This is a genomic window from Brevibacillus sp. B_LB10_24, from assembly GCF_046036945.1.
Classification (GTDB): domain Bacteria; phylum Bacillota; class Bacilli; order Brevibacillales; family Brevibacillaceae; genus Brevibacillus_C.
Window position 1 is genome coordinate 70,912 of sequence record NZ_JBJQOQ010000008.1, and the last position, 22,581, is coordinate 93,492.

Annotated in this window: 23 protein-coding genes; 21 read left to right on the forward strand and 2 right to left on the reverse strand. The window is 55.3% G+C overall.

The window, feature by feature from the left end; genetic code table 11:
* The first annotated feature begins 53 nt into the window (after positions 1-53).
* From ACI7RC_RS09845 to yajC, 13 genes are all read left to right on the forward strand, one after another.
* Positions 54-1,328, forward strand: coding sequence for an ATP-binding protein (locus tag ACI7RC_RS09845; protein ID WP_408108069.1), 1,275 nt, complete (start codon positions 54-56; stop codon positions 1,326-1,328).
* Positions 1,329-1,335: 7 nt separating this feature from the next.
* Positions 1,336-1,569 (forward strand): response regulator, encoded by a 234-nt coding sequence (locus ACI7RC_RS09850; RefSeq protein ID WP_408108070.1) that lies wholly within the window; start codon positions 1,336-1,338, stop codon positions 1,567-1,569.
* Positions 1,566-1,943 (forward strand): DNA-binding domain-containing protein, encoded by a 378-nt coding sequence (locus ACI7RC_RS09855; RefSeq protein WP_408108071.1) that lies wholly within the window; start codon positions 1,566-1,568, stop codon positions 1,941-1,943. The genes ACI7RC_RS09850 and ACI7RC_RS09855 overlap by 4 nt, the downstream gene beginning before the upstream one ends.
* Positions 1,944-2,033: 90 nt before the next feature.
* Complete coding sequence (locus ACI7RC_RS09860; protein WP_408108072.1) at positions 2,034-2,225, forward strand: hypothetical protein; 192 nt, start codon at positions 2,034-2,036, stop codon at positions 2,223-2,225.
* Between the two features lie 137 nt (positions 2,226-2,362).
* Positions 2,363-2,863, forward strand: coding sequence for a crossover junction endodeoxyribonuclease RuvC (gene ruvC, locus ACI7RC_RS09865; RefSeq protein ID WP_408108073.1), 501 nt, complete (start codon positions 2,363-2,365; stop codon positions 2,861-2,863).
* On the forward strand, positions 2,860-3,477 hold the full coding sequence (gene ruvA / locus ACI7RC_RS09870; RefSeq protein ID WP_408108074.1) for a Holliday junction branch migration protein RuvA: 618 nt from the start codon (positions 2,860-2,862) through the stop codon (positions 3,475-3,477). The genes ruvC and ruvA overlap by 4 nt, the downstream gene beginning before the upstream one ends.
* Before the next feature lie 6 nt (positions 3,478-3,483).
* Complete coding sequence (gene ruvB, locus ACI7RC_RS09875; RefSeq protein WP_408108075.1) at positions 3,484-4,482, forward strand: Holliday junction branch migration DNA helicase RuvB; 999 nt, start codon at positions 3,484-3,486, stop codon at positions 4,480-4,482.
* Positions 4,479-4,697 carry a DUF2905 domain-containing protein gene (locus tag ACI7RC_RS09880; RefSeq protein ID WP_408108076.1) on the forward strand — a complete coding sequence of 73 codons (219 nt, stop codon included), beginning with the start codon at positions 4,479-4,481 and terminating at the stop codon, positions 4,695-4,697. Before ruvB ends, ACI7RC_RS09880 begins: the two co-directional genes overlap by 4 nt.
* A 146-nt stretch (positions 4,698-4,843) precedes the next feature.
* Positions 4,844-6,925 carry a SpoIID/LytB domain-containing protein gene (locus tag ACI7RC_RS09885; RefSeq protein WP_408108077.1) on the forward strand — a complete coding sequence of 694 codons (2,082 nt, stop codon included), beginning with the start codon at positions 4,844-4,846 and terminating at the stop codon, positions 6,923-6,925.
* A 27-nt stretch (positions 6,926-6,952) separates the two neighbouring features.
* A complete protein-coding gene (gene queA, locus ACI7RC_RS09890) occupies positions 6,953-7,981 on the forward strand; it encodes a tRNA preQ1(34) S-adenosylmethionine ribosyltransferase-isomerase QueA (protein ID WP_408108078.1) in 1,029 nt (342 codons plus the stop codon).
* A gap of 140 nt (positions 7,982-8,121) precedes the next feature.
* The gene (locus ACI7RC_RS09895; RefSeq protein WP_408108079.1) at positions 8,122-8,319 is read left to right on the forward strand and encodes a hypothetical protein; all 198 of its coding nucleotides are present in this window, start codon (positions 8,122-8,124) and stop codon (positions 8,317-8,319) included.
* A 104-nt stretch (positions 8,320-8,423) separates the two neighbouring features.
* Complete coding sequence (tgt, locus tag ACI7RC_RS09900; RefSeq protein WP_408108080.1) at positions 8,424-9,554, forward strand: tRNA guanosine(34) transglycosylase Tgt; 1,131 nt, start codon at positions 8,424-8,426, stop codon at positions 9,552-9,554.
* 18 nt (positions 9,555-9,572) lie between these two features.
* Entirely contained in the window at positions 9,573-9,881 is a 309-nt protein-coding gene (yajC, locus tag ACI7RC_RS09905; RefSeq protein WP_408108081.1) for a preprotein translocase subunit YajC, read from the forward strand.
* Between the two features lie 58 nt (positions 9,882-9,939).
* Here yajC and ACI7RC_RS09910 read toward each other — a convergent pair whose 3' ends face one another.
* Positions 9,940-10,311, reverse strand: a complete 372-nt coding sequence (locus tag ACI7RC_RS09910; RefSeq protein WP_408108082.1) for a TIGR04086 family membrane protein — start codon at positions 10,309-10,311, stop codon at positions 9,940-9,942.
* 130 nt (positions 10,312-10,441) lie between these two features.
* Between ACI7RC_RS09910 and corA the strand changes: the two genes are divergently transcribed.
* Complete coding sequence (corA, locus tag ACI7RC_RS09915) at positions 10,442-11,419, forward strand: magnesium/cobalt transporter CorA (RefSeq protein WP_408108083.1); 978 nt, start codon at positions 10,442-10,444, stop codon at positions 11,417-11,419.
* A gap of 3 nt (positions 11,420-11,422) precedes the next feature.
* Here corA and spoVB read toward each other — a convergent pair whose 3' ends face one another.
* Positions 11,423-13,003 (reverse strand): stage V sporulation protein B, encoded by a 1,581-nt coding sequence (gene spoVB, locus ACI7RC_RS09920; protein ID WP_408108084.1) that lies wholly within the window; start codon positions 13,001-13,003, stop codon positions 11,423-11,425.
* Between the two features lie 117 nt (positions 13,004-13,120).
* Here spoVB and ACI7RC_RS09925 point away from each other — a divergent pair, with 117 nt between their 5' ends.
* The 7 genes from ACI7RC_RS09925 to ACI7RC_RS09955 all read left to right on the forward strand — a co-directional run bounded on the left by ACI7RC_RS09925 (position 13,121) and on the right by ACI7RC_RS09955 (position 22,116).
* The gene (locus tag ACI7RC_RS09925) at positions 13,121-13,378 is read left to right on the forward strand and encodes a post-transcriptional regulator (protein ID WP_408108085.1); all 258 of its coding nucleotides are present in this window, start codon (positions 13,121-13,123) and stop codon (positions 13,376-13,378) included.
* Between the two features lie 107 nt (positions 13,379-13,485).
* Entirely contained in the window at positions 13,486-14,721 is a 1,236-nt protein-coding gene (gene secD / locus ACI7RC_RS09930; protein WP_408108086.1) for a protein translocase subunit SecD, read from the forward strand.
* Positions 14,711-15,655 carry a protein translocase subunit SecF gene (secF, locus tag ACI7RC_RS09935; RefSeq protein WP_408108087.1) on the forward strand — a complete coding sequence of 315 codons (945 nt, stop codon included), beginning with the start codon at positions 14,711-14,713 and terminating at the stop codon, positions 15,653-15,655. The genes secD and secF overlap by 11 nt, the downstream gene beginning before the upstream one ends.
* Before the next feature lie 59 nt (positions 15,656-15,714).
* The gene (locus tag ACI7RC_RS09940; protein WP_408108088.1) at positions 15,715-16,656 is read left to right on the forward strand and encodes a cation diffusion facilitator family transporter; all 942 of its coding nucleotides are present in this window, start codon (positions 15,715-15,717) and stop codon (positions 16,654-16,656) included.
* Positions 16,657-16,729: 73 nt separating this feature from the next.
* A complete protein-coding gene (recJ, locus tag ACI7RC_RS09945; protein WP_408108089.1) occupies positions 16,730-19,090 on the forward strand; it encodes a single-stranded-DNA-specific exonuclease RecJ in 2,361 nt (786 codons plus the stop codon).
* A 15-nt stretch (positions 19,091-19,105) separates the two neighbouring features.
* A complete protein-coding gene (locus ACI7RC_RS09950) occupies positions 19,106-19,618 on the forward strand; it encodes an adenine phosphoribosyltransferase (protein WP_408108090.1) in 513 nt (170 codons plus the stop codon).
* 329 nt (positions 19,619-19,947) lie between these two features.
* Positions 19,948-22,116 (forward strand): RelA/SpoT family protein, encoded by a 2,169-nt coding sequence (locus ACI7RC_RS09955; protein WP_408108091.1) that lies wholly within the window; start codon positions 19,948-19,950, stop codon positions 22,114-22,116.
* Positions 22,117-22,581: the final 465 nt, after the last annotated feature.

A 22,581-nucleotide genomic window follows, 5' to 3' on the forward strand; every position in this document is an offset into this window, starting at 1 on the left:
CAAAGGTACAATAGGACGAGATTGACCTACAAGCGCGAAAGGGAGGGGCTGCAGTGTACCGTTGGCTGTTGGCTGTTATCGCCGTCATGACGGCGACGGCGATTGCCGGAGAATTGAAGTTCAGCCCGTTTTTTGGCGCTTTTCGCATCAGCCTGGGGAGCGCTGTTTTCTATTTCATGCTGCTGCTGTTTCGGCCCAAATACTTGCCTGCGGTGGGTGTGCTGGTCGGGGTTTTCGTCAGCCTGTTTCGGATGACGCTAGACTGGGGGATGGGCGTGACAGAGAACTGGGCGGCGAGCTACACTGCCCACATGCCGTCAGCCTGGTATTACGTCGCGTTTGCCCTGCTGCTGCAGATCGTGCGGTATCCCCGCTTCCTGTCGTCTCCGCTGATGCTGGGACTGCTTGGCGGAGCGATTGATTTCACTTCCAACCTGGTGGAGCTGGCGGCCCGGATGCTGCTCGAGGGTCGGGACATCGACCCGATCGCCAATTCATCGCTCCTGTTCCTGCTCGGACTGTTGCGCAGCTTTTTTGTCGTGGGGATTTATAATATTCTTGAAATCCGTCAGCTGCGGGCGGTCAGCAAGGAACAGCAAAAGCGGATGGAAACGCTGCTCCTGATCTTGTCCGAACTGCATGAAGAGCGCCTCTACCTGCAGAAGATGATGAAGCATGTCGAGCAGATAACGGCTGGAAGCTACAAGCTGTACCGCAGTTTGGCGGGGGACGTGCGGGCGCGTGAAGCCCTGCGGCTGGCGGAAGAGGTGCATGAGGTGAAAAAAGACGCGCAGCGAATCGCGGCCGGTCTGTCCAAGCTGATCAAACAGGAGCGGGTAACCAATCGCATGACCCTGCAGGATGTTGCGCAGCTGGTGGCGAAGGCAAATACAAAATACGCGGAACATTTGGGGAAGTCCGTCGATATCGAATTCAACCTGCAGGCCAACCGGGAGACAAATCGCTTTTATTCCTTGCTCTCCGTCATGAACAACATCGTTGCCAACGCGATCGAGGCGATCAGGGAGGAAGGCAGAATCACCATCGATATCTTTCCGCGCGGGCAAGACATCTGGGTCGAGATCAGCGATGACGGGCCAGGAATCGTCCAAGCGGATCGCGAATTGATCTTTCAACCGGGATACACGACCAAGTACGATCACGCCGGAAATGCCTCCACAGGCATCGGTTTGACTTATGTAAAATCAACGCTGGACGAATTGGCCGGGTCTGTCGAAGTGACGGAAAACAGGTGGGGCGGTGCCCTGTTCCGCATCATCATTCCGATCAGCTCGCTTACGGCCAGGATCGGCAAAAGGACGGAGTGACAGGACCATGACGAGCTTCTTTCTGATCGACGACGATGTTGCTGCCCGGTGCATGCTGGCGACGATCATCGAGGACAGCGACCTGGGCCGGGTGGTCGGCGAGGCGGAGGATGGCTACGAGATGGAAGAGACGGTGATCCGCTACGCTCCGGACATGCTGATCATCGACTACCTGATGCCCAAACAGGACGGAATTGAGACGATCCGCCGCCTCAGCGGGCTCGGGTATGCCGGGATGTGACCCAGATCATCCAGAAACTGGCCGACAGCGGACCCCACTACGACGAACGCAATTTTCCCGCCTTGAAGGACCTGTATGCCAGCATACTGCCTGACGCTCCTTCTCCCACCCTGGTCGAAAAAGAGGTGAAGGCGATCGAACAGCGCGTCCGACGCTCGGTAGCCCAGGCGCTGCTCAACGTCGCTTCGCTGGGATTGACCGACTACGGCAACCCGACGTTTGAAGGGTATGCCACCAGGTACTTCGACTTTGCCGACGTGCGGCAAAAGATGCGGGAGATTGAAGAAGAGGAACCGCATTCCCGCGTCCGGCTCAATTTGAAAAAATTTTTGTATGCGCTTTACCTGGAGGTGACGGCAAAGGCAAAATCCTGATCAGGCAAAAGCGTCAACTTTTGCCAACATAATCGGGATGATTTCGCCCATAATGAAACGTAACGGCGTTTAAAAAGGGGGAGTCTGTGTATGTCTTCAATGCCACGCGGAAGCTACAAAGACCAGTTCCACCAGCGCTTGTACGTTCAACTGAACCAGGGGCACAACAAGCTTGATTACCGCAGAATCAACATGATTCAGGGCGACATGCGCGAAGGCGTAGACGAATACGCCCACATGCAGCATGACATCAGCGATGCCTTGGGGATGAACAAACACTAGCCGCGCCGTCAGGCCTGACCCGAATCCGGGTTGGGTTTTCTTGTTTTCTGCAGGGCGAGGGGAAATGCATGTTCGCTTTTGCTCCGCGTTGTGATACAGTTAAAGGGAGCATGACGAAAGATAAGCGGAGAGAAAAGATGCGAATATTAGGAATTGACCCAGGAATTGCCATCGTCGGATTCGGCTTGATCGAAAAAACCGGCAGCCGGATCAGACCTGTCCAGTATGGCAGTATCCAGACGCAGGCCGGCTTGACCGTGTCCGTCAGGCTGAAGCAGATCTTTGAGGCGATGCAGCGCTTGATCGAGACCTATCAGCCGGATGAGATGGCGGTAGAGAAGCTGTTCTTTAACCGCAATGTGACGACGGCCTTTACCGTCGGCCAGGCTCGCGGCGTCATTTTGCTGTCTGCCGAGATGGCGGGAGTCCCGATCTACGAATACACGCCGCTGCAAGTCAAGCAAGCAGTGACGGGGTACGGTGCGGCTGAGAAAAAGCAGATCCAGGAGATGGTCCGCCTGCTGCTGCGCCTGAAAGAGACGCCCAAGCCGGACGACGTAGCGGATGCGCTGGCGATCGCGCTGACCCATGAGCAGTTTCGCCCATATATCGACATAGCGGAAGGTGTGCGAACATGATTGATTTTATCGAAGGGGCGATCGCCTACATCGATTCAGAATACATAGTCGTAGAAACAGCGGGAATTGGTTACCGGCTGTTCTGCCCCAACCCTTACGCATTTGTTTCGCGCGAGGGGCATCAACAGCGGTTTTTTACCCATCACCATGTGCGGGAGGACGCGATCAGCCTGTACGGCTTTGGGTCGCGCGACGAGCGTGACTTGTTCCGCCGCCTGCTGGACGTGACAGGGATCGGTCCGAAGGGAGCACTGGCGATTTTGTCTGCGGCGACACCGGAGCAAATCGTCATGGCCGTCGAGCAAGAAAATGTTGCATACCTGACGAAGTTTCCCGGCATCGGGAAAAAGACGGCACAGCGGATGATTCTTGATTTGAAAGACAAGCTGAAGGGCTTTACGCCTTCTTTCATCACCTCTGCCGCCGCTGCCTTGTCCGCTTCCCCTGATGCCGGAACCGGCAGCCTGCAGGAGGCGCTGGAAGCGCTGACCGCCCTTGGCTATACGGATGCGGAACTGGTTAAAGTAAAGGGAGCGCTGACTGAACAGGCTCAGCAGGGCGGCACTGTCGAACAGCTGATCAAACAAGCTCTGGTGCTTTTGGCAAGGGGGTAGAGACAGGTGGAGGAGCGGATTATTACCACCCATATGCAGTGGGAGGATGAAGGGACCGATCTCAGCCTTCGCCCCCGCTTTCTGTCGGAATACATCGGGCAGCAGCAGGTAAAAGAAAATCTGAAAGTCTTTATCGAAGCGGCCAAAATGCGGCGGGAAGCCTTGGATCACGTACTGCTGTACGGCCCGCCTGGGCTGGGCAAGACGACGCTGTCGCAGATCATCGCCAACGAGCTGGGGGTAAACATCAGGACCACTTCGGGGCCGGCCATCGAGCGTCCGGGCGATCTGGCGGCCATCCTGACCAATCTGCAGGAAGGGGACGTCCTGTTCATCGATGAAATTCACCGCCTGAACCGCAGCGTGGAAGAAGTTCTTTACCCGGCGATGGAGGATTTTGTGCTGGACATCATCATCGGCAAAGGACCGAGTGCCCGCAGCGTCAGGCTGGACTTGCCGCCGTTTACCCTGATCGGCGCGACGACGAGAGCGGGACTGCTCTCCTCGCCGCTGCGGGACCGATTCGGCGTGGTCAACCGTCTGGAGTTCTACACCGTCGAAGAACTGGCATTTATCGTCAGCCGGGCCGCCGATATCCTGCAGATCGGCATCGCCGAGGGGGGCGCTGTCGAGATCGCGAAGCGTTCCCGCGGCACTCCGCGGGTCGCCAACCGGCTGTTGAAGCGCGTCCGCGACTTTGCCCAGGTAAGCGGCGAAGGGGTAATTACCGAGGAGATCGCCAGAGAAGCGTTATTGCGGCTGCAGGTAGACGCCTGCGGTCTGGATAACATCGATCACAAGCTGTTATTGGCGATTATGGATCAGTTCGCCGGCGGGCCTGTCGGTCTGGATACGATCGCCGCGACGATCGGTGAAGAGGCCCAGACAGTTGAGGACGTATGTGAACCGTACCTGCTGCAGATCGGCTTTTTGCAGCGGACTCCGCGGGGGCGCATGGCTACCCCGGCGGCATACCAACATTTTGGACGGGAGATGAAAGCGTGAATCCGGTTGCCAAAGTGCTCATTATCGCCGGAGTGGTGCTGGTCATAGCTGGCCTTCTTTGGCAGGTAGGAGGGCGGTTTTTCCCGCTTGGCCGGCTTCCGGGCGACATCGTCGTCGAGAAGCCAAACTTCCGGTTTTACTTTCCGATCGTTACCTGTATCGTGATCAGTGTTGTGCTGTCGCTGATCAGCTATTTGTTTCGGCTGTTTAAATAAGCGAGGGAGAACCGGATGCGTTCTGCCTCGTTTCTCCTTTTTTGGCCAGAATCCAGGAAGGAATTGGCTCAATTTTTGTCGAATCAATCAAGTTGATTCATAAAAATTCGACAAGCGAGTCAGTCTGGGGAGGGGAACGAGGCGCGATGAAAATGTGCAGGATAGCGAAGCAGGCCTTTTTGTTAGCGAGCGCTCTGGCTTTGGCTATCGGTTTCAATAGCGGGCCCGCAGATGCAGCGGAAAAAAACATCCGGGTCGCACTGTTTATCGATGACGGACAGGGGTACCGCAATACCATCCCCGCCGTCACACTGGAGAGCACGAACGACCTAAGAGTAGAGCTGTCCGGCAATGGAGGGAGCTACCAGCTTCCCCGTGTTCGTTCGGCTCGCTTCTCCGTGGACCAATTTGCCATCGTCGCACTGGAGACGGGCAATCTGACAGAAGCGGAGCGAATCGCCCAACAGCTCAGCAAACAAAAGAAAGACGCTTCGATCACGGTGAAGTCGCGCGGCGAGGGTCAGCTGTACCGCGTGGTCAGCGGTTCGTTTCAGACGCTGGAGCAGGCTAATGCCGGGGTTCAGGCAGTAGCTGCGATCACCGGGAAGACGCCAAAGGTGACGGGGCCGTATCATCTCGAGGCGAACACGTTCGCGAGCCGCAGCGAGGCGGAGCAGTGGGAGGCGAAGTTTGAAAGCTCCGGCATCTCCGCTCATACCGTCCTCGTGGAGAGAGGCGGCGACCTGGCTTATGCCGTCTGGGTGGGCGATGAGGTGTCGGAGGCCGCCCGGGATCGCCTGGCGCAAACGGTATCCGGCATGTACCCCGGGTTTGGCTACAGGCAGCCTGCCGATACCGCTTATACGCTCGTTGATCGAGAGGTTGTCGGGAGCGAGCAGATCGATCGGTACGTCTTTTCTCCACGTGCAAAGCTCGGCGTGACAGCCGCGAATGGCGGCGGCGTGCCGCTGGTCACGGTGGCGGAAAGAGAGGGGCGGCAGTACCGCGGTACAATCGAGTTGTCCGCGTACAAGGGAAAATTGGCAGTGGTCAACGACTTGCCCCTGGATGAATACCTGTACGGCGTCGTCGGGGCGGAGATGGTCACCGGATGGCCTCTGGAGGCGCTGAAAGCGCAAGCCGTGCTGGCCCGGACCCGGGCAGTCAGCCAGGGGAACAAGTACGGGATTGCCAATCTGTCCGATACGGTGCTGGAGCAGGCCTACTACGGTTACAGCCGGGAGGCGGGAGATATTCGCCGCGCCGTCGACGAGACCTCTGATGAAGTGATCAAATACCAGGGCAAAGTGATTGAAGCCCTGTTCTACTCCAATGCCGGCGGCCTGACCGCCGATGGGACAGAAGCGTGGGGGAACGCTGTGCCGTATCTCAGGCCGGTAGAGAGCAAAGATACGTATCCACAGGAGACAGCCAATACGTGGTATCTGGTAGAGCTAGCCGACGGGACCATCGGCTACGTCAGGAATGACTACATCAACCTGCTGCAAGCGAGAAACGCAGCGGGACTGCAGCTCGGGGAAGTGAATACCGACAACCTCAACCTCCGGACGGGACCTAGCCCGACGGTCTTCAAAAGCCTGTTCACACTGCCGGTAGGGACCCAGGTGACGGTGATTACCTCTGTTCCGGAGGAGAATGCTTACTCATGGACGAGAGGACCATACACGCCGCAGGAGATCACCGCGATGATCAACGCCAGTCAGCAGCGAAACGGAGGCGCCGCGTTCGGAGTGCCGATTTCCCAATTGGAAGTGACAAAGCGCGGACCGTCCGGACGCGTACTGGCGATGACAGCAAACGGAATGGCGATCGCCGTCTCATCTCCCGACTCTTTCCGCTCCGTCTTTCAGCAGGGGACAAGCAGCCTGCGCAGCACAAAGTTTGACGTGGAGCAAATGGGCACGCTTTCCGTGTTGGGAGCAAACGGCCAGCTCGTCACCCGTTCCACCCAGGGCGGCGCCTTGCAGGCGATTGGCGCAGGCTATTCGCGTCCAGTCAGCGTCGGCGGATCGCGCGAAGACTTCCTCGTCTTCGACGGCAAGCAGTGGCGCGTGGCTTCCAAGCAGCAGAAGTTTTTAATCCGCGGTAACGGAAACGGCCATGGACTCGGACTTTCCCAATACGGGGCAAAGGCGATGGCTGAGGACGGGTATGACTACATCCAAATCTTGCAACACTACTATTCAGACGTAACGATTGAACCGTAAGTTTGACCTCATAAGGAGCACATACACGTGGACATTAACCTTTTTGATTTTGACCTGCCTGAACATCTGATCGCACAGCACCCGCTGCCGGAGCGCACGGCGTCACGGCTGCTGGTGCTGCATAAAGATACCGGGGAGATCGAACACAAGAGCTTTACCGATCTGATCCACTATCTGGAGCCGGGCGATCTGCTGGTGCTGAACGACAGCCGCGTGCTGCCCGCCCGCCTGATCGGGGTGAAGGAAGAGACAGGAGCGAAGGTGGAAGTTTTGCTGCTCAAATCTCTTGGGGATGACCGTTGGGAGACTTTGGTGAAACCTGGAAAAAGAGTCAAACCGGGTACACAGATCGAGTTTGGTGACGGCGTCCTGCGCTGCGTTTGCGAGGACGTGACGGAATCGGGAGGACGCATCGTCCGCTTCCACTATCAAGGCGTCTTCTACGAAGTGCTGGAACGGCTGGGGACCATGCCGCTGCCGCCGTATATCCACTCCCAACTGGACGATCAGGAACGGTACCAAACGGTCTACGCCAAGGAGCGCGGCTCTGCTGCCGCGCCTACAGCCGGACTGCACTTTACCCGTGAATACCTGCAGCAGCTGGAGCAAAAAGGCGTAAAGTTGGCATTTATTACCCTGCACGTCGGCCTTGGCACCTTTCGGCCGGTCAGTACAGAGAACATCGAAGAACATGTCATGCACGCTGAGCACTACGACATATCGCCGCAGACGGCCAAGCTCATCAATCAGGCCAAAGCGGCCGGCAAAAGGGTGATTGCCGTCGGAACCACCTCCTGCCGAACGTTGGAGACAGCGGGTCAGGCACATCAGGGAAAAGTAGCAGCAGCTTCGGGCTGGACAGACATCTTTATCCGCCCCGGCTACACATTTTCGGTGATCGACGGACTGTTGACCAACTTTCATCTGCCCAAGTCAACCCTGGTCATGCTGGTCAGCGCGCTCGCGGGGCGGGAGAATGTGCTGTCCGCCTACCGCAGTGCGGTCGACCATGAGTATCGGTTCTTCAGCTTTGGCGACGCCATGCTGATCGTGTAAAGAAAAGAGGATACGCTGCAGGGGGTGTTCTCGGACACGACTGTCCGGGAGCACCCTTTCTACGTGGATATAATTTAGGCAATGACAGGAAATACTGGAGGGGAAAGCCGTTTAAGTACGAGCCACAGGGGATCAATCTGATGGAAAAGAACATCAAGGTTGCTTACTACTCCATCGGCACCTCCATCTTGATTATTCCCGGACCGCTTGCCGAAATGGTCAAACGTTTCAATCTACGGAGTGGTTCTGCCCCTGGTGCTGCTCGGAGCGTACGCGCTTCGAAAGAGAGCGGGCAGGGGTTAAATACGGGTGTCGGACAAAAACAAATCGGGTCTTGACCGATTTTTGGCTGAACTTTCCTTGTGATTCATTGCCAATCACACTATAATAGAGTTGGCTTATATCTTATTTGACTTAACGACAGATTGAGGAGTGCACAAGTTTGGCCGTTCGCTACGAATTGATAAAAACCTGCAAGCAGACAGGAGCCCGACTGGGCAAGCTCTATACTCCGCACGGAACGATTGACACTCCTGTGTTTATGCCGGTAGGCACACAGGCTACGGTCAAGACGATGAGCCCGGAAGAGGTTCGCGAGATGGGCGCGGGGATTATTCTCAGCAATACATACCACTTGTTTTTGCGGCCGGGACATGAAATTGTCCGCGAAGCCGGCGGCCTGCACCGCTTTATGAATTGGCCGGGAGCGATTCTGACGGACAGCGGCGGATTCCAGGTCTTTAGTTTGAGCAAGCTGCGAAAAATCACGGAGGAAGGGGTCTCCTTTCGCTCCCATCTGAACGGAGAAAAGCTGTTTATCGGTCCGGAAGAGTCGATCCAGATTCAGAACGCCTTGGGAGCAGACATCATCATGGCGTTTGACGAATGCGCCCCGTATCCGGCGGAGTACGATTACGTCAAGAAGTCGATGGAGCGGACGACCCGCTGGGCCGAGCGCTGTTTGCGAGCCCATGCCCGACCCGGTGATCAGGCGCTGTTTGGCATCGTCCAGGGCGGCATGTATGAGGATTTGCGCCAACAGAGTGCCCGCGAACTGACGGCGCTTGACTTTCCTGGATACGCCGTCGGGGGCCTCAGCGTAGGTGAACCGTTTTCGCTCATGTATGAGATGCTGGACTGCACGGTTCCCCTGCTTCCTGCGAACAAGCCGCGCTATCTGATGGGAGTCGGCTCTCCAGACGCGCTGCTGGAAGGGTCGATCCGCGGCATCGACATGTTTGACTGCGTGCTGCCCACGCGTATCGCACGAAATGGGACATGCATGACAAGCCAGGGCCGCCTGGTGATTCGCAACGCCAAATACGCGCGCGATTTTTCACCGCTCGACCCTGAGTGCGACTGCTACACCTGCAAGAATTACACCCGCGCTTACATTCGCCATTTGATTAAAGCGGAGGAGACGTTCGGCATTCGGCTGACGACCTACCACAATCTCTACTTTCTCGTCAAATTGATGGAGAAGGTGCGCCAGGCGATCGCAGACGATCGGCTGGGCGATTTTCGGGACCAGTTTTTCGCTCAATACGGGTTGGGTGAAGATAGATCTTTTTAGACAAGAGGAGGATTTGGCATGCAAGGAATTGAAAGCTTTTTACCGCTGATCATTATGGTTTTAATTTTTTACTTCTTGTTAATTCGCCCCCAGCAAAAACGCAACAAGCAGCGCAACGCGATGCTCGGTGCGCTGAAAAAAGGGGATAAGGTGGTAACCATTGGCGGGGTGCACGGCACGATCCAGGAAATTGACGACAATACGGTCACGCTGCGCATCGCCCATAATGTAAACGTCACCTTCGACCGCGGAGCAGTCAACAACGTGCTGAGCACTTCCAGCAGCACCGAAGCTGCCGCTCCGGCAGCACCGGCAAAAGAAGAGTAGTTTTGCCACGAAAAAAAGCAGGGCATCTCAGCCTGCTTTTTTTCGTCCTTCGGGGAACCTAGCGGCGGGCAGCCATGTTGACCCCGATCACGCCGCCCAGTGCGCTGATGAGAAAGGCGCCAAACAGGTAATACAAGGTCGCCAGTCTCATCGGCGCATCAAAGCCGAGAAACCCGATTAACACCACGAGCAGGAAATAGGTGATCCCGGTCAGACCGCCGTAATACCAGCCGCGGCTGATGCAGCGCCTGCCGGTGATGATGCCGCCGAGCAGCAGACTGATGATGTTGATCGTGTACGTAAAGTATGGCAGCGAGCTTTCTTTCAGATCGGTAAAAGAGAGCAGGATCGCAGTCAATAAAGATCCGGTTAAAACGAGTCCAAGCGTAAACAGAAGCCCCGTAGCGATTGAGGCGGACGTGCTTCGCAAGCAAATCCCTCCTTCTCATATGTTTTTCTACCATCTATATGAAGGGCTTATCCGGCTTATTCATCTCTTCATTGAACTATGCAGCAAATATTGTGTATGATGGATGATGGAACAGATGGGGGTGAGCGAAATGATCAAAACCTATTTTTACAATCACTCGGAGAAAAAAATGTGCCACGATATGGATCTGGCGACAAAAGACGAGTGGCTTCGGTCACCCGAAGATTTGCTGTGGATCGATTTGTATGACGTTGGAAATGACGAATTACAATATATCGGCAAAATTTTTGACTTCCACCCCTTGGCCATCGAGGATTGCTTGCACGTAAGCCCCCGGGCCAAGGTAGACCAGTACGAAGGGTACTATTTCTTCGTCTTCCATGCGCTGCGGTACAATGAAGAGAGCGACAACGAGATTACCACGCTGGAATTAAACGTCTTTTTGGGGCCCAATTACATTGTGACGATTCACAAATCGCCGATGAATACGATTGGCCGCATTGCAAAGCAGTGCCACCGGAGCATGGCGTGGATGAACCGCGGGCCGGATTACCTGCTTTACACGATAGTGGACGGCATCACGGACGAGTACTTTCCGATCATGGATCGCATCAGCGTGCGGATTGACGAGTTGGAAGACGAGATCTTTGAACATCAAATGGAAGAGATCACAGAAGAGTTCCTGGCCTTGAAACGGACGATCATCTTGATCAGGCGGGTCATTTTGCCGCAGAAGCGGATATTTGCCAACGTAAACGGACGCATGTCCTTCGATATATCCGAGGAGAACATGCCGTTTTACACCGATTTGACGGATCACCTGGAACGCCTTGCTGACTCGACTGAAACCTTCCGCGATCTGGTGAACGGCGCACTTGATACGTACTACACGATTATCAACGCCAAGACGACGGAGACCATGCGCGTCTTGACCATTATTTCCACTATTTTCCTCCCGCTTACGTTTATCACCGGTTTGTTTGGGATGAATACGTTTAGCTGGCTAGGGGTGGAGGCAGAACCGATCATGTTTGTGATTGCCTTCATCGTCATGACGGTTGTGCCTCTCGGCATGCTGCGCGTGTTCAAAAAACGCAAGTGGCTGTAATCCCTAGCGGCGAGGAAAGAAGACCGAGAGCTGCTCGCCGATCCAGGGGATGCGCCGGACGTCCTGCTTGCCCAGGACCCGCATGCCGACCAGGAGGATCACATACAGGAGAAAGCAGGAACCGGAACTGAGCAGCAGCATTTTGATGATCGACAGATCGTAGAACAGGTGGTTCGCCATGTACGAGCCGGCATAGCCCATGGCAAGCATGGCGGCGCCAATTTTACAAAACTCGGAAAAGTCGATGGTAAACCCGATCGCCTTGACCAGACTGGCAAAATGCAGGAGAGTGCCCAGCGTAATGCTCAAGTTCAGCGCGATGATCGCACCATAGATGCCGAACGCCGGTTGGGCTGTGACGACAAACATGGCGACCAGCTTGACGGCGGAACTGAACAAAGTGTTCCGAAATACCGTGCTTGCGTAATCCAGCCCCTGCAGGGCAGCAGCCAGCGGGGTCTGAAAGAACAAGAAAACGGAGAACAGCGCCATCTGCCTTAGCAGCACCCCTACATCCCTGTTTCCGTAGAGCAGCTGGCAGAGCGGTTCGGCAAAGACGAACAACAGCACGGCGCAGGGAGCCCCGATGACCAACGTAATGCGCATCGCCTGGTAAATGCGGCGGTGGACCAGGGTGCTGTTCTTCTGGAACGCCGCCTCCGACACGGCGGGAACCAGCGAGATGGACAGCGAATAGGTCAAAAACGTCGGGAAGAGCAGCAAGGGAACGGCCATGCCGGCAAATTTTCCGTACAGGCTGGTAGCCTCATGGGCTTGATACCCCGCTACCAGGAGCGCAAATGGAACTATCATGGGCTCTAATACGTATGCAATAGAGCCGACCAGCCGGCTCATCGTGACGGGAAGGGACATGCTCAAAAGCTGGCGCAGGTTCTCCTGGTTTTGCCTCAGGGATGCCAGCAGCGGCAGTTGGATCAGGCGTTCTGCCGTCTGTCGTCCCTGCCGGCGGAATTGCCAAAACATGTACAATAAACCGGCGGATTCTCCGAAAATAATGCTGGCGACCGCACCGGCAGCGGCGTACTCCACGCCGTTATCCATAAAGGTGACGGTCATCACGACGACGAGGGCCATCCGCACGACCTGTTCAAGCAGCTGGGAAGTGGCCGTGGGTGTCATATTGTGTCTGCCTTGAAAGTAGCCGCGCAGAACGGCGGAAAAACTGGCTAGCGGAATCACTGGAAGCGCGGCCAGCAAGGCCAGATAGGCGCGGTCGTCTGAAAACAGCCAACCGGTCAGCGTCCGCGCCCCCAGGAACATGATGAGGCAGAGTATCAAGCTAATGGTCCCCGTAAGCGTAAGGGAGAGGACCAAGAGGCGCTTGGTTTTGCGGAAGTCCCCGGCTGCTTCGCTCTCTGCCACTTGTTTGGCGATCGCCACGGGAAGGCCGAACGTGGTCAGCGTAATGAAAAAGTACATGAGCGGCACGACCATTTGGTACAGTCCCATGCCTTCGGCGCCGATAATCCGGGAGAGGACGACCCGGTTGATAAAGCCGAGGATTCGCGTGGCAGCCCCGGCGACAATTAAGATGACGGTACCGTAAAAAAACGATTGTCTCATGGGATGGTCCTTTCTTTTGACAAAAAATAGAGTTGAGAAAAGGCAGCTGAGGATTCTATTTTAAGAATATGGACGTGCCCGCCGGGTCATGACAATTTTGCAAAGGAGAGATGAAAGATGGAGTTTCCCGTTGATGCAAGTGAGGAGCTGAAGGCAGAGGTACACATGCTGTGTCTGAGCAAGGCCCAGGAGTTCGCCCTGCTCGGGTACGACAACATTACCCCCGACGATATCTGGAAGTGTGTTTCTGCTTCCTATAAAAAAGAGATTCCGCCAAAACATCAACTGGTAAACGACATCCTTTCGCTGAAGGCAACGAAGTACATGAATTGGCTGATGGTAAATATGTATAAAAACCCAGACAACTTCATTTGACACGCTTTTCACAGGTTGGCTATAATGGGCGTGTTGGTTAGAAAACGGCTTTTTTATTTTTTGTGGGGGACAACCCGCTTGGAAAAGGGAAAGGGGCATTATCGCAAATGATTAAATGGAGTAGGTTCGTGCTCTTCCTGATCGTACTGGCCGCATTGGCTGGTCTGGTGATAACGACGACCGTACCTGTATCGAAGAACATCGTACTCGGTCTCGATCTTCAGGGCGGATTTGAGATTCTATATAAGGTAGAGCCGCTTGAAGCAGGACAGAAAGTAACGACAGATCTATTGAAAGCAACTGCTTCAATGGTAGAGAAACGGGTCAATGTCGGGGGCGTTCAGGAGCCGGAGGTTACGATCGAAAATCCGGACCGGGTGCGTGTAAAGCTGGCCGGGGTGACCGACCAGGAGAAGATGCGCAGCTTGATTGGCAAACCTGCCGTGCTGACGTTCCGCGACGAACAAGGGAACATTGTGCTGCAAGGAAGCGACCTCGCTCCAGGGGGAGCCAAGGTCGGCTTTGACGATTTGAAACGTCCGAAAATTTTATTGAAGTTTGCAAATGCAAGCAAATTTGCCGACGTGACGAAAAACAATCTGGGGAAAACGGTCGCCATCTACCTGGACGACCAGATGCTGACCAACCCGCGGATCAACAGCGTAATCACTGGCGGCAACGCTGAAATTACCGGATCGTACACCCTCCAGGAAGCAAATGAACTGGCCGGGATTCTGAACGCCGGGGCGCTGCCGTCCAAACTGGTGGAGCTGTCGGCCAACTCCGTCGGCGCCAGCCTGGGGCAAATGGCACTGCAGAAGACGATCTACGCCGGGTACATCGGCGGTGCTGTGATCTTCTTGTTCATGCTGCTGGTCTACCGCATGCCGGGCATGATCGCCAACATCACCTTGATCGGCTTTACGTATTTCTGTCTATTGGTACTGGATTGGATGCACGCCACGTTAACACTGCCAGGTATCGCCGGATTTATTCTCTCCGTCGGGATGGCGGTCGACGCCAACATCATCACGTATGAACGTATCCAGGAAGAGATCAAGAGCGGCAAGACGATCCTGTCTGCGTTCCGCGCCGGTCAAAGACGCTCGTTTATTACGATCATCGACTCCCACCTGACGACGATCATCGCCGCACTCGTGCTGCTGTACGTCGGGACGAGCTCGATTCAGGGCTTTGCGACCATCTTGATCATGACGTTGATCGTCAGCTTGATCACCAACGTATTCGGCTCTCGCTTCCTGCTTTGGCTGCTCATCAAGGCCAACATGTTCAAGAAGCCGGTCTGGTACGGGGTAAAGGAGAGTGAAATTCATGAGCTCTAATGCGCAAGATACGGTGATTCGTTTTGATATTGTAAAAAACAGGAGAAAGTTCTATTTGCTCTCAGCTGTCATCTTGACACTGGGGTTAGTCTTCACGTTGATTTTGGGTCTGGATCTCGGAGTCGATTTCAAGGCCGGAACGCGCCTGGACATGTACATCGGCAAAGAGTTTAACGTCGGCGATATCGAGGCGGTTCTGCACAAAGAGGTGCCGGACGTCAAGTTTAAAGACGTAACCAAGACAGGGGATAAAAATCTCTGGGCGACCACGACGTTTGACCAGCCAATCTCCAAAGACAAGCTGGAAACCATTCACGCCGACCTGAAGCAAAAGTACGGCGATCAGGTGGAGCGGCAGGAGTCGACAGTTGACCCGATTATTGCTGACGAGATGGTAAAAAAGGCGGCGATCGCCCTGGTGCTTGCCGCTCTCGGAATCGCCATCTACATCGCGTTCCGCTTCCAGTATTTGTTCGGGATCGCCTGTACCGTCTCGCTTATCCACGACGCTTTTATCCCGATCGCGATGTTCTCCATCTTCCGGATTGAAGTTGACCTTACCTTCGTCGCAGCGATTTTGACGATTGTCGGGTACTCCATTAACGATACGATTGTAATTTTTGACCGGATTCGGGAAAACTTAAGATCGATGAAGGTGAAAACGGTCGAGGACCTGGAGCATCTGGTCAATGTGAGCTTGTGGCAAACGATGCGCCGTTCCGTTTTCACCGTCTTGACGGTGTTTGTAGCCGCCCTGGCGCTGGCCGTCTTCGGCAGTGAGGGAATCCGCAACTTCTCGCTTGCGCTGATCTTTGGTCTGGTGACCGGGACTTACTCCTCGATCTTTATTGCCGCCCAGGTATGGGTGACGTTGAAAAAACGCGAAATGATGAAAAAACGGTTAAAACCGGCAGCAAATCCGAACCAGAGTTAAGTGCGAGGCCGCGGAGGGATCCGCGGCTTTTCTTTCAGCATAGGATAGGAGGGATGATGATGGAGGACCGCTTGGCAAAGGCACAGTTTGGCGCCTGGGTAGGTATCGTTGGCAATTTGGCCTTGGCCGCAGCAAAGCTGACCATCGGGCTTGTCGCCGAGTCCCGTGCGCTGATCGCAGATGCGGCTCATTCCGCCTCCGATGTAGTCGGCTCTGTCGCCGTTCTCATCGGCCTAAGGGCTGCCGAGAGACCCCCTGACGAGGATCACCCGTACGGCCACGGCAAGGCGGAATCGATCGCCGCGATTATCGTTGCGGTGCTGCTGGTAGTGGTCGGTTTTGAAATCGGTTACAAGTCGATCCAATCCATGCTGGTGCCGGTCGCGGCCCCTGGAATGCTGGCGATTTGGGCTGCCGTGTTATCGATGGCGGTAAAAGAGTGGATGTACCGCTACAAATACAATCTGGGAAAAAAACTGAACAGCCAGTCGCTGATCGCCAATGCTCTGGAGCACCGATCCGATGTCTTTTCTTCCTTTGCGGCGCTGGTTGGCATCGGCGGCGCGGTACTGGGCGAATACCTGGGGGTCGGCTGGATGGTGTACCTCGATCCGGTGGCCGGCGTATTCGTCTCCCTGCTCGTCCTGAAGATGGCCTACAAGATCCTGAAGGAGTCGATACACAACACGCTTGATCACGTGCTGCACAGCGAAGAGACGGTCCCGATGGTGCAGACGGTGGAAGCAGTCCCCGGCGTGATCCGGATCGACGACCTGCGGGCGAGAGAACACGGCCATTACGTCATCGTCGACGTGAAGGTGAGTGTCGATCCGCAGATCACCGTGGAGCAGGGGCACACCATCGGCAAGCAGGTAAAACAGGAGCTGATGAACCGATTCGAACGGGTGCGGGACGTATTTGTGCACATTAATCCGTACGACTCTGTCTTTCCGTTTTCTTCCGGCACAGCGGACCATGAGGAACGCGACGTGATCCATTGATTGCGGTTTTTCTGTGTATTGTCAGCCTCTCCCCCATTTACTATAATTAAATACTGGGATTGGAGGGCGGCTTATGTTACGAGCCAAAACACGCTGGCAGCTGGCAGCATGCGACGAGACACGCGCTTCTGAGCTTGCCCGTGAATGCAATATCCCGCCTTTGCTGGCGAAGCTGCTGATCATCCGCGGGATTGATACCGCTGAGCGGATACACGCCTTTTTGAATGTCAGCATCGATCAGTTCCACGATCCGTTCCGATTGGACGGCATGGACGTGAGCGTTGAGCGGATCAGACGCGCGATTTCCGCAGGAGAACCGATCTGCCTCTACGGCGATTACGATGCGGACGGCGTCAGTGCGACCACCTTGATGATCCATGTGCTGCGGCAGCTAGGGGCGGTGTTTGACTATTACATACCCAACCGCTTTACAGAGGGGTATGGCTTACATACAGATGCGCTTAAAACCATATACGACCGAGGATTTAAACTAGTCGTCACAGTCGATACGGGAATTAGTGCCGCCCGGCAAGTCGCTTACGGACAGGAGCTGGGTCTGGACATCATCGTGACGGATCACCATGAGCCGCCTGCGGTGATACCGGATGCATTGGCTGTCATGAATCCGAAGAAGCCTGGCTGTTCCTACCCATTTGACATGCTGGCGGGAGTGGGCGTCGCGTTTAAACTGGCCCATGCCTTGTTGGGGCAGCCGCCCATGCATCTGGCAGATATCGCAGCGATCGGGACGATTGCCGATCTCGTTCCCCTGGTGGACGAAAACCGCCTGCTGGCCAGCTTCGGTCTAAGGGCGCTCAATCAGACCAGACATCCTGGACTCAAAGCACTCATCCGGGTGTGCGGATTGGAGGAAAAAGAGCTTACGGCCGGCCACGTCGGCTTCGGCCTGGCTCCTCGCATCAATGCCGGCGGCCGACTGGAGACTGCCGAGGCAGCGGTTCGCCTGCTGGCCTCCGACGACGCCAAAGAAGCGGCCGAACTGGCCCAGACCTTGGATGATTTGAACCGGGAACGGCAGGAACTGGTGCAAACGATGACGGAAGAAGCGGAGGAAATGGTGAGAAACCACTTTCCCGCCGATCAGAACAGCGTCCTCGTGCTGGCGAAAACCGGCTGGAACGTCGGGGTAGTGGGGATTGTTGCCTCCCGCCTGGTCGAAACGTTTTACCGGCCGACGATCGTGCTCGGAATCGATCCGGACACCGGGATGGCAAAAGGCTCTGCCCGCAGCATTGCCGGGTTTGATCTGTATGAAGCCTTGACTGCTTGCCAGGAGCTCCTGCCTCACTTTGGCGGGCACACGATGGCGGCAGGGATGACGCTTCCAGTCGAAAATATCGAGCAGCTTCGGGAGAAGATGAATCAGATTGCCCGCGAACGCCTGTCCGCGGACGATTTCATCCCGCAAACCCGCGTGGACGCCGAAATCCAGCTGGATGCGATCGACCTGGAGACAGTCTCAAGCCTGCAGCGGCTCGCTCCCTTCGGTATGGGAAATCCCACTCCGTTGATCCAGCTTGCTGACGTATACGCCAGCAGCATGCGGAAGATCGGGCGGGACGACTCCCACCTGAAATGCATGTTTGCTGCTGACGGTGAGGGACGCAGCCTCGATGCGATCGGGTTCCAATTGGCGCCGCTGATGGAACATCTGACGCCGGGAGCAAGGATCCAGGTGGTGGGAGAGCTTTCGCTCAACGAATGGAACAACCAGCGCAAACCCCAGTTGATCATTCGCGATCTCGCCGTTCCCCATAAACAGGTCTTCGATTGGCGGGGCAGCAGGGAAAAACAGCAGAAGTGGCTCACCCTGTTGCAAGGAGCAAACGTGGCTACTGCCGTTTTTCAACCGGAGAACTATCAGCAGCTCCAGCAGTATCTGGCGCAGTCGGAGATGGCTTCCTGCCTTTTGATGGACGGCGCCGAGATGCCAGCTGAAGCTGCCAAAGCTGACACACTCGTCTTGTACGATTTGCCAACGCAAAGGGCTGCCCTGGAAGAGGTGCTGTCCGGCATGAAGCAGACCAAGCGCTTGTACTGCCTGTTTGGCGATCCGGAATTTTCATTTGAACAGCTTCATTTTCCCAGCCGCGACCAATTTAAAGGGCTTTATCAAATCTTTCACCAGTACAGGCAAGTAAAAAAGCAGCATCTTGACTCGTTAGCCCGAAAACAGCGCTGGACGCGAGCGACGCTCGATGGCATGCTGGCTGTTTTTGTCGAGTTGGGATTTATCCGGGAGGAGGGCGAGCAGTTCTCACTCCATCCGGAGCCGCAAAAGACGGCACTGGACAACTCGCCGCTTTATCGCAGGTGGCAGGAGCAGACCGAGCTGTACACAGAGCTGCTGCTCTCTTCCCAGGAAGAGTTGACCCGTTATTTGAATCAATGGTGGCCGGAAACCACCGCTTAGGAGGCTAATTGCCATATGAACTTTAAAGAACACATCCGTGTCATTCCAGATTTTCCCCAACCGGGCATCCGCTTCAAAGACATCACCACGCTCTTGAAAGAGGGGAAGGTGTACCGGGCGGCCATTGACGAACTGACTGAATTTGCCAAGGCCTACGATGTGGATCTCATCGCCGGGCCGGAAGCGCGCGGGTTCGTCGTGGGAGCGCCCATGGCTTATGCGCTTGAAGTCGGTTTTGTCCCCGTGCGCAAAGCCGGTAAGCTGCCCTACGAGTCGATCAAAGCGGAGTACGGCCTGGAGTACGGCAAGGACTCACTGGCCATGCACGTAGACGCGATCAAGCCGGGGCAGCGCGTATTGATCGCAGACGACCTGCTGGCAACTGGCGGAACGATTGCGACCACGATCAAACTGATCCGGCAGTTGGGCGGAGAAGTGGTGGCGGCAGCGTTCCTGATCGAGCTGTCCTACCTGGAAGGACGCAAGCAGCTTGGTGACATTCCGACCAAGTCGCTGGTTACTTTTTAAAGCGGGCGAGACACGCTGACACTTGAACAAACGGCCGGATGGAACCGGCTGATCAGGCGCTGGCTCGATTTACATCAGACGAGAACGCATACAGCTTTACGGTACGGGAGCCCTTCCATAAGGGCTTCTTTTTTTCATCGAGCGTGGCTGCTTTGCTTGCCGGAGCCGAATTTCCCCCAGAACGATCTTTACAAGTCAGTGAGATTGCAAGATAATAATATGAAGCACATTTTTAAGTCATTTCTGTACAAGCCATAGGAGAAGCGACAGCAATGGATATCTTTGACCCTCCTGCAAATGACTTGATATTTTGAAAAGGGAAGGGAACTATGACAACGGGCATCGATGAAGTCATCAATCAAGTGTCTAGCTATATGTCAGAGTCGGATATCCAACTGGTGAAGCGCGCCTACGAGATCGCCAAGCGAGCGCATGAGGGACAGGTGCGTAAATCCGGCGTGCCTTACATTATGCATCCGATCGCCGTCGCCGGGATTTTGGCGAATCTGAGGATGGATGCGGTGACGATCGCCGCGGGTTTTTTGCATGACGTAGTGGAGGACACCGAGATTACGCTGGATACCCTTCGCCAGGACTTTGGCAGCGATGTGGCAGCCCTCGTAGACGGCGTAACGAAGTTGGAGAAAATCAAATACAAGTCAAAAGAAGAGCAGTTGGCGGAAAATCACCGCAAAATGCTGGTCGCGATGGCCAAGGATATACGCGTGATTCTGATAAAACTGGCGGACCGTCTGCATAACATGCGAACACTGCGCCACATGTCCGAAGAAAAGCAGCGCGAGATATCGGACGAGACGCTGGAGATCTTCGCTCCTTTGGCGCACCGTCTGGGGATTGCCTCGGTCAAGTGGGAGCTGGAGGATACCGCGCTGCGCTATCTGAATCCGCAGCAGTATTACCGCATCGTCAACCTGATGCAGAAGAAGCGGGCAGAGCGGGAAGAGTACTTGAAGGAAGCGGGCAGCACGATCCAGGACAAGCTGCGCGAACTGCACATCGAGGCGGAAATTTCCGGGCGGCCCAAGCATATCTACAGCATTTATAAAAAGATGCAGACGCAGAACAAGCAGTTCAACGAAATCTACGACCTGCTGGCGCTGCGGATTATCGTCAGCGACATCAGGGACTGCTATGCGGTACTGGGCATCGTCCACACGCTGTGGAAGCCGATGCCGGGCCGTTTCAAGGACTACATCGCGATGCCAAAGCCGAACATGTACCAATCGCTGCACACGACGGTGATCGGACCAAAAGCGGAACCGCTGGAGGTGCAAATCCGCACCTGGGATATGCATCAGACGGCGGAATTTGGTATTGCTGCCCACTGGGCTTATAAGGAAGGCAAGGGCGGCGTCGTCCAGGGAACGTTCGAAGAGAGACTGGGCAGCCTGCGGGAAATCATCCAGGGCGGACAGGAAGAGGCGCCCAACGCGCAGGAGTTCATGGAATCGCTGAAACAGGACTTGTTTTCCGATACCGTGTTTGTCTTTACCCCCAAAGGAGATGTCGTGGAACTGCCCAAAGGCTCTGTTCCGCTCGATTTTGCCTACCGGATTCACTCTGCCGTAGGCAACCGCTGTATCGGCGCGAAGATAAACGGCAAGATCGTCCCCCTCGACTACTTGCTTCGGACCGGCGACATCGTGGAAATTCTCACGTCGAAGCATTCCTACGGCCCGAGCCAGGACTGGCTGAAGATCGCCAAGTCAGCCCATGCCCGCAACAAAATCAAGCAGTGGTTCAAGAAGGAAAAACGGGAAGAGAACGTAGCCAAAGGGCAGCAGATGATCGAGGCGGAAATCAAGGCTCGCGGCTTTGAAGTGAAGGCGGTCATGACAGAGGAGAACCTCAAGGAGGCGGCCGCCAAGTTCAACTTCCAGGGAGAAGAGGACATGTACGCTGCCGTGGGATACGGCGGCTTGACGGCTTCGCAAATCGTCACCAGGCTTACGGACAAGCTGCGGCGTGACCGGGAAGAACAGCAGGTTCCCGAGGTCAAGCCGGCACCCGCGCATCACGTCCGGCGCAGTGAGTCCGGCGTGCGGGTCGAAGGCGTGGAAAACCTGCTGGTGCGGATCTCCCGCTGCTGCACCCCAGTTCCGGGCGACGATATCATCGGGTTTATCACGCGCGGCCGGGGCGTATCCGTCCACCGGCGCGATTGTCCGAACGTCCTCGCGGAGGACTGCAGCGAACGGCTGATCCCGGTATACTGGGAAGGCGATCTGAAGCACAACTACAACGTCGACATCGAGATCACCGGCAGCGACCGCAACGGACTTCTAAACGACGTGCTGCAAGTCGTCAGCGAGACCAAGACCAACATCTCAGCCGTCAGCGGCAAAGCGGACCGCAACCGCGTCGCGACGATCCACATGACGATCGCGATCAGCAACATCGACCACCTGCAAAAAGTGGTGGAGCGGATCAAACGGATCAAAGATATCTACTCGGTCAGGCGGATTCTCAATACGTAAACGTAACGGGTGGCATCAGCAGCGCTGGTGCCGCCCGTTTGTATTGCGGCGGACTGTTGTTTTTTAAAATTGCAACTGTTAGAATAGATTGATTATAATGGGGGGTAATAAGTTCAAACGGAGGGTAGCAATCGTGAATGGGTTGTATCTCACCATCGGTGTGATTTTGTTGTTTGCAGGTTTTTATTTCTTCTTTAGATCGTCTCCGAGTCTGAGAAAAAGGGATGAACACAACAGTAAAAATCCCATAGATGATTCAGGATTTCTCAATAACAGAAACAACAGCAATATGTGATCATGCCTGGCAGGGGGGAGGTTGTAAGAAATAGATTGAAGAGGGGAGGCTTTTTATGATCAACGTACGGGCAGGAAGAGAAAAACGGAGCGAGCGCAGGCCTTGGCAACGCCAACCCAGTCGGAACGGAAAAAAACGGCACACGCTTGTCGACCAAATGCTACGTTGAA

Excerpts from the sequence above, each read along its gene's own strand:
- ACI7RC_RS09885 (WP_408108077.1), top strand. The coding sequence starts at position 4,844 with ATGAAAATGTGCAGGATAGCGAAGCAGGCCTTTTTGTTAGCGAGCGCT.
- spoVB (WP_408108084.1), bottom strand. The coding sequence starts at position 13,003 with ATGAGACAATCGTTTTTTTACGGTACCGTCATCTTAATTGTCGCCGGG.
- ruvA (WP_408108074.1), top strand. The coding sequence starts at position 2,860 with ATGATTGATTTTATCGAAGGGGCGATCGCCTACATCGATTCAGAATAC.
- ACI7RC_RS09895 (WP_408108079.1), top strand. The coding sequence starts at position 8,122 with ATGGAAAAGAACATCAAGGTTGCTTACTACTCCATCGGCACCTCCATC.
- ACI7RC_RS09850 (WP_408108070.1), top strand. The coding sequence starts at position 1,336 with ATGACGAGCTTCTTTCTGATCGACGACGATGTTGCTGCCCGGTGCATG.
- secF (WP_408108087.1), top strand. The coding sequence starts at position 14,711 with ATGAGCTCTAATGCGCAAGATACGGTGATTCGTTTTGATATTGTAAAA.
- ACI7RC_RS09925 (WP_408108085.1), top strand. The coding sequence starts at position 13,121 with ATGGAGTTTCCCGTTGATGCAAGTGAGGAGCTGAAGGCAGAGGTACAC.
- ACI7RC_RS09955 (WP_408108091.1), top strand. The coding sequence starts at position 19,948 with ATGACAACGGGCATCGATGAAGTCATCAATCAAGTGTCTAGCTATATG.
- recJ (WP_408108089.1), top strand. The coding sequence starts at position 16,730 with ATGTTACGAGCCAAAACACGCTGGCAGCTGGCAGCATGCGACGAGACA.
- ruvC (WP_408108073.1), top strand. The coding sequence starts at position 2,363 with ATGCGAATATTAGGAATTGACCCAGGAATTGCCATCGTCGGATTCGGC.
- corA (WP_408108083.1), top strand. The coding sequence starts at position 10,442 with ATGATCAAAACCTATTTTTACAATCACTCGGAGAAAAAAATGTGCCAC.
- ACI7RC_RS09860 (WP_408108072.1), top strand. The coding sequence starts at position 2,034 with ATGTCTTCAATGCCACGCGGAAGCTACAAAGACCAGTTCCACCAGCGC.
- ACI7RC_RS09950 (WP_408108090.1), top strand. The coding sequence starts at position 19,106 with ATGAACTTTAAAGAACACATCCGTGTCATTCCAGATTTTCCCCAACCG.
- ACI7RC_RS09940 (WP_408108088.1), top strand. The coding sequence starts at position 15,715 with ATGGAGGACCGCTTGGCAAAGGCACAGTTTGGCGCCTGGGTAGGTATC.
- yajC (WP_408108081.1), top strand. The coding sequence starts at position 9,573 with ATGCAAGGAATTGAAAGCTTTTTACCGCTGATCATTATGGTTTTAATT.
- secD (WP_408108086.1), top strand. The coding sequence starts at position 13,486 with ATGATTAAATGGAGTAGGTTCGTGCTCTTCCTGATCGTACTGGCCGCA.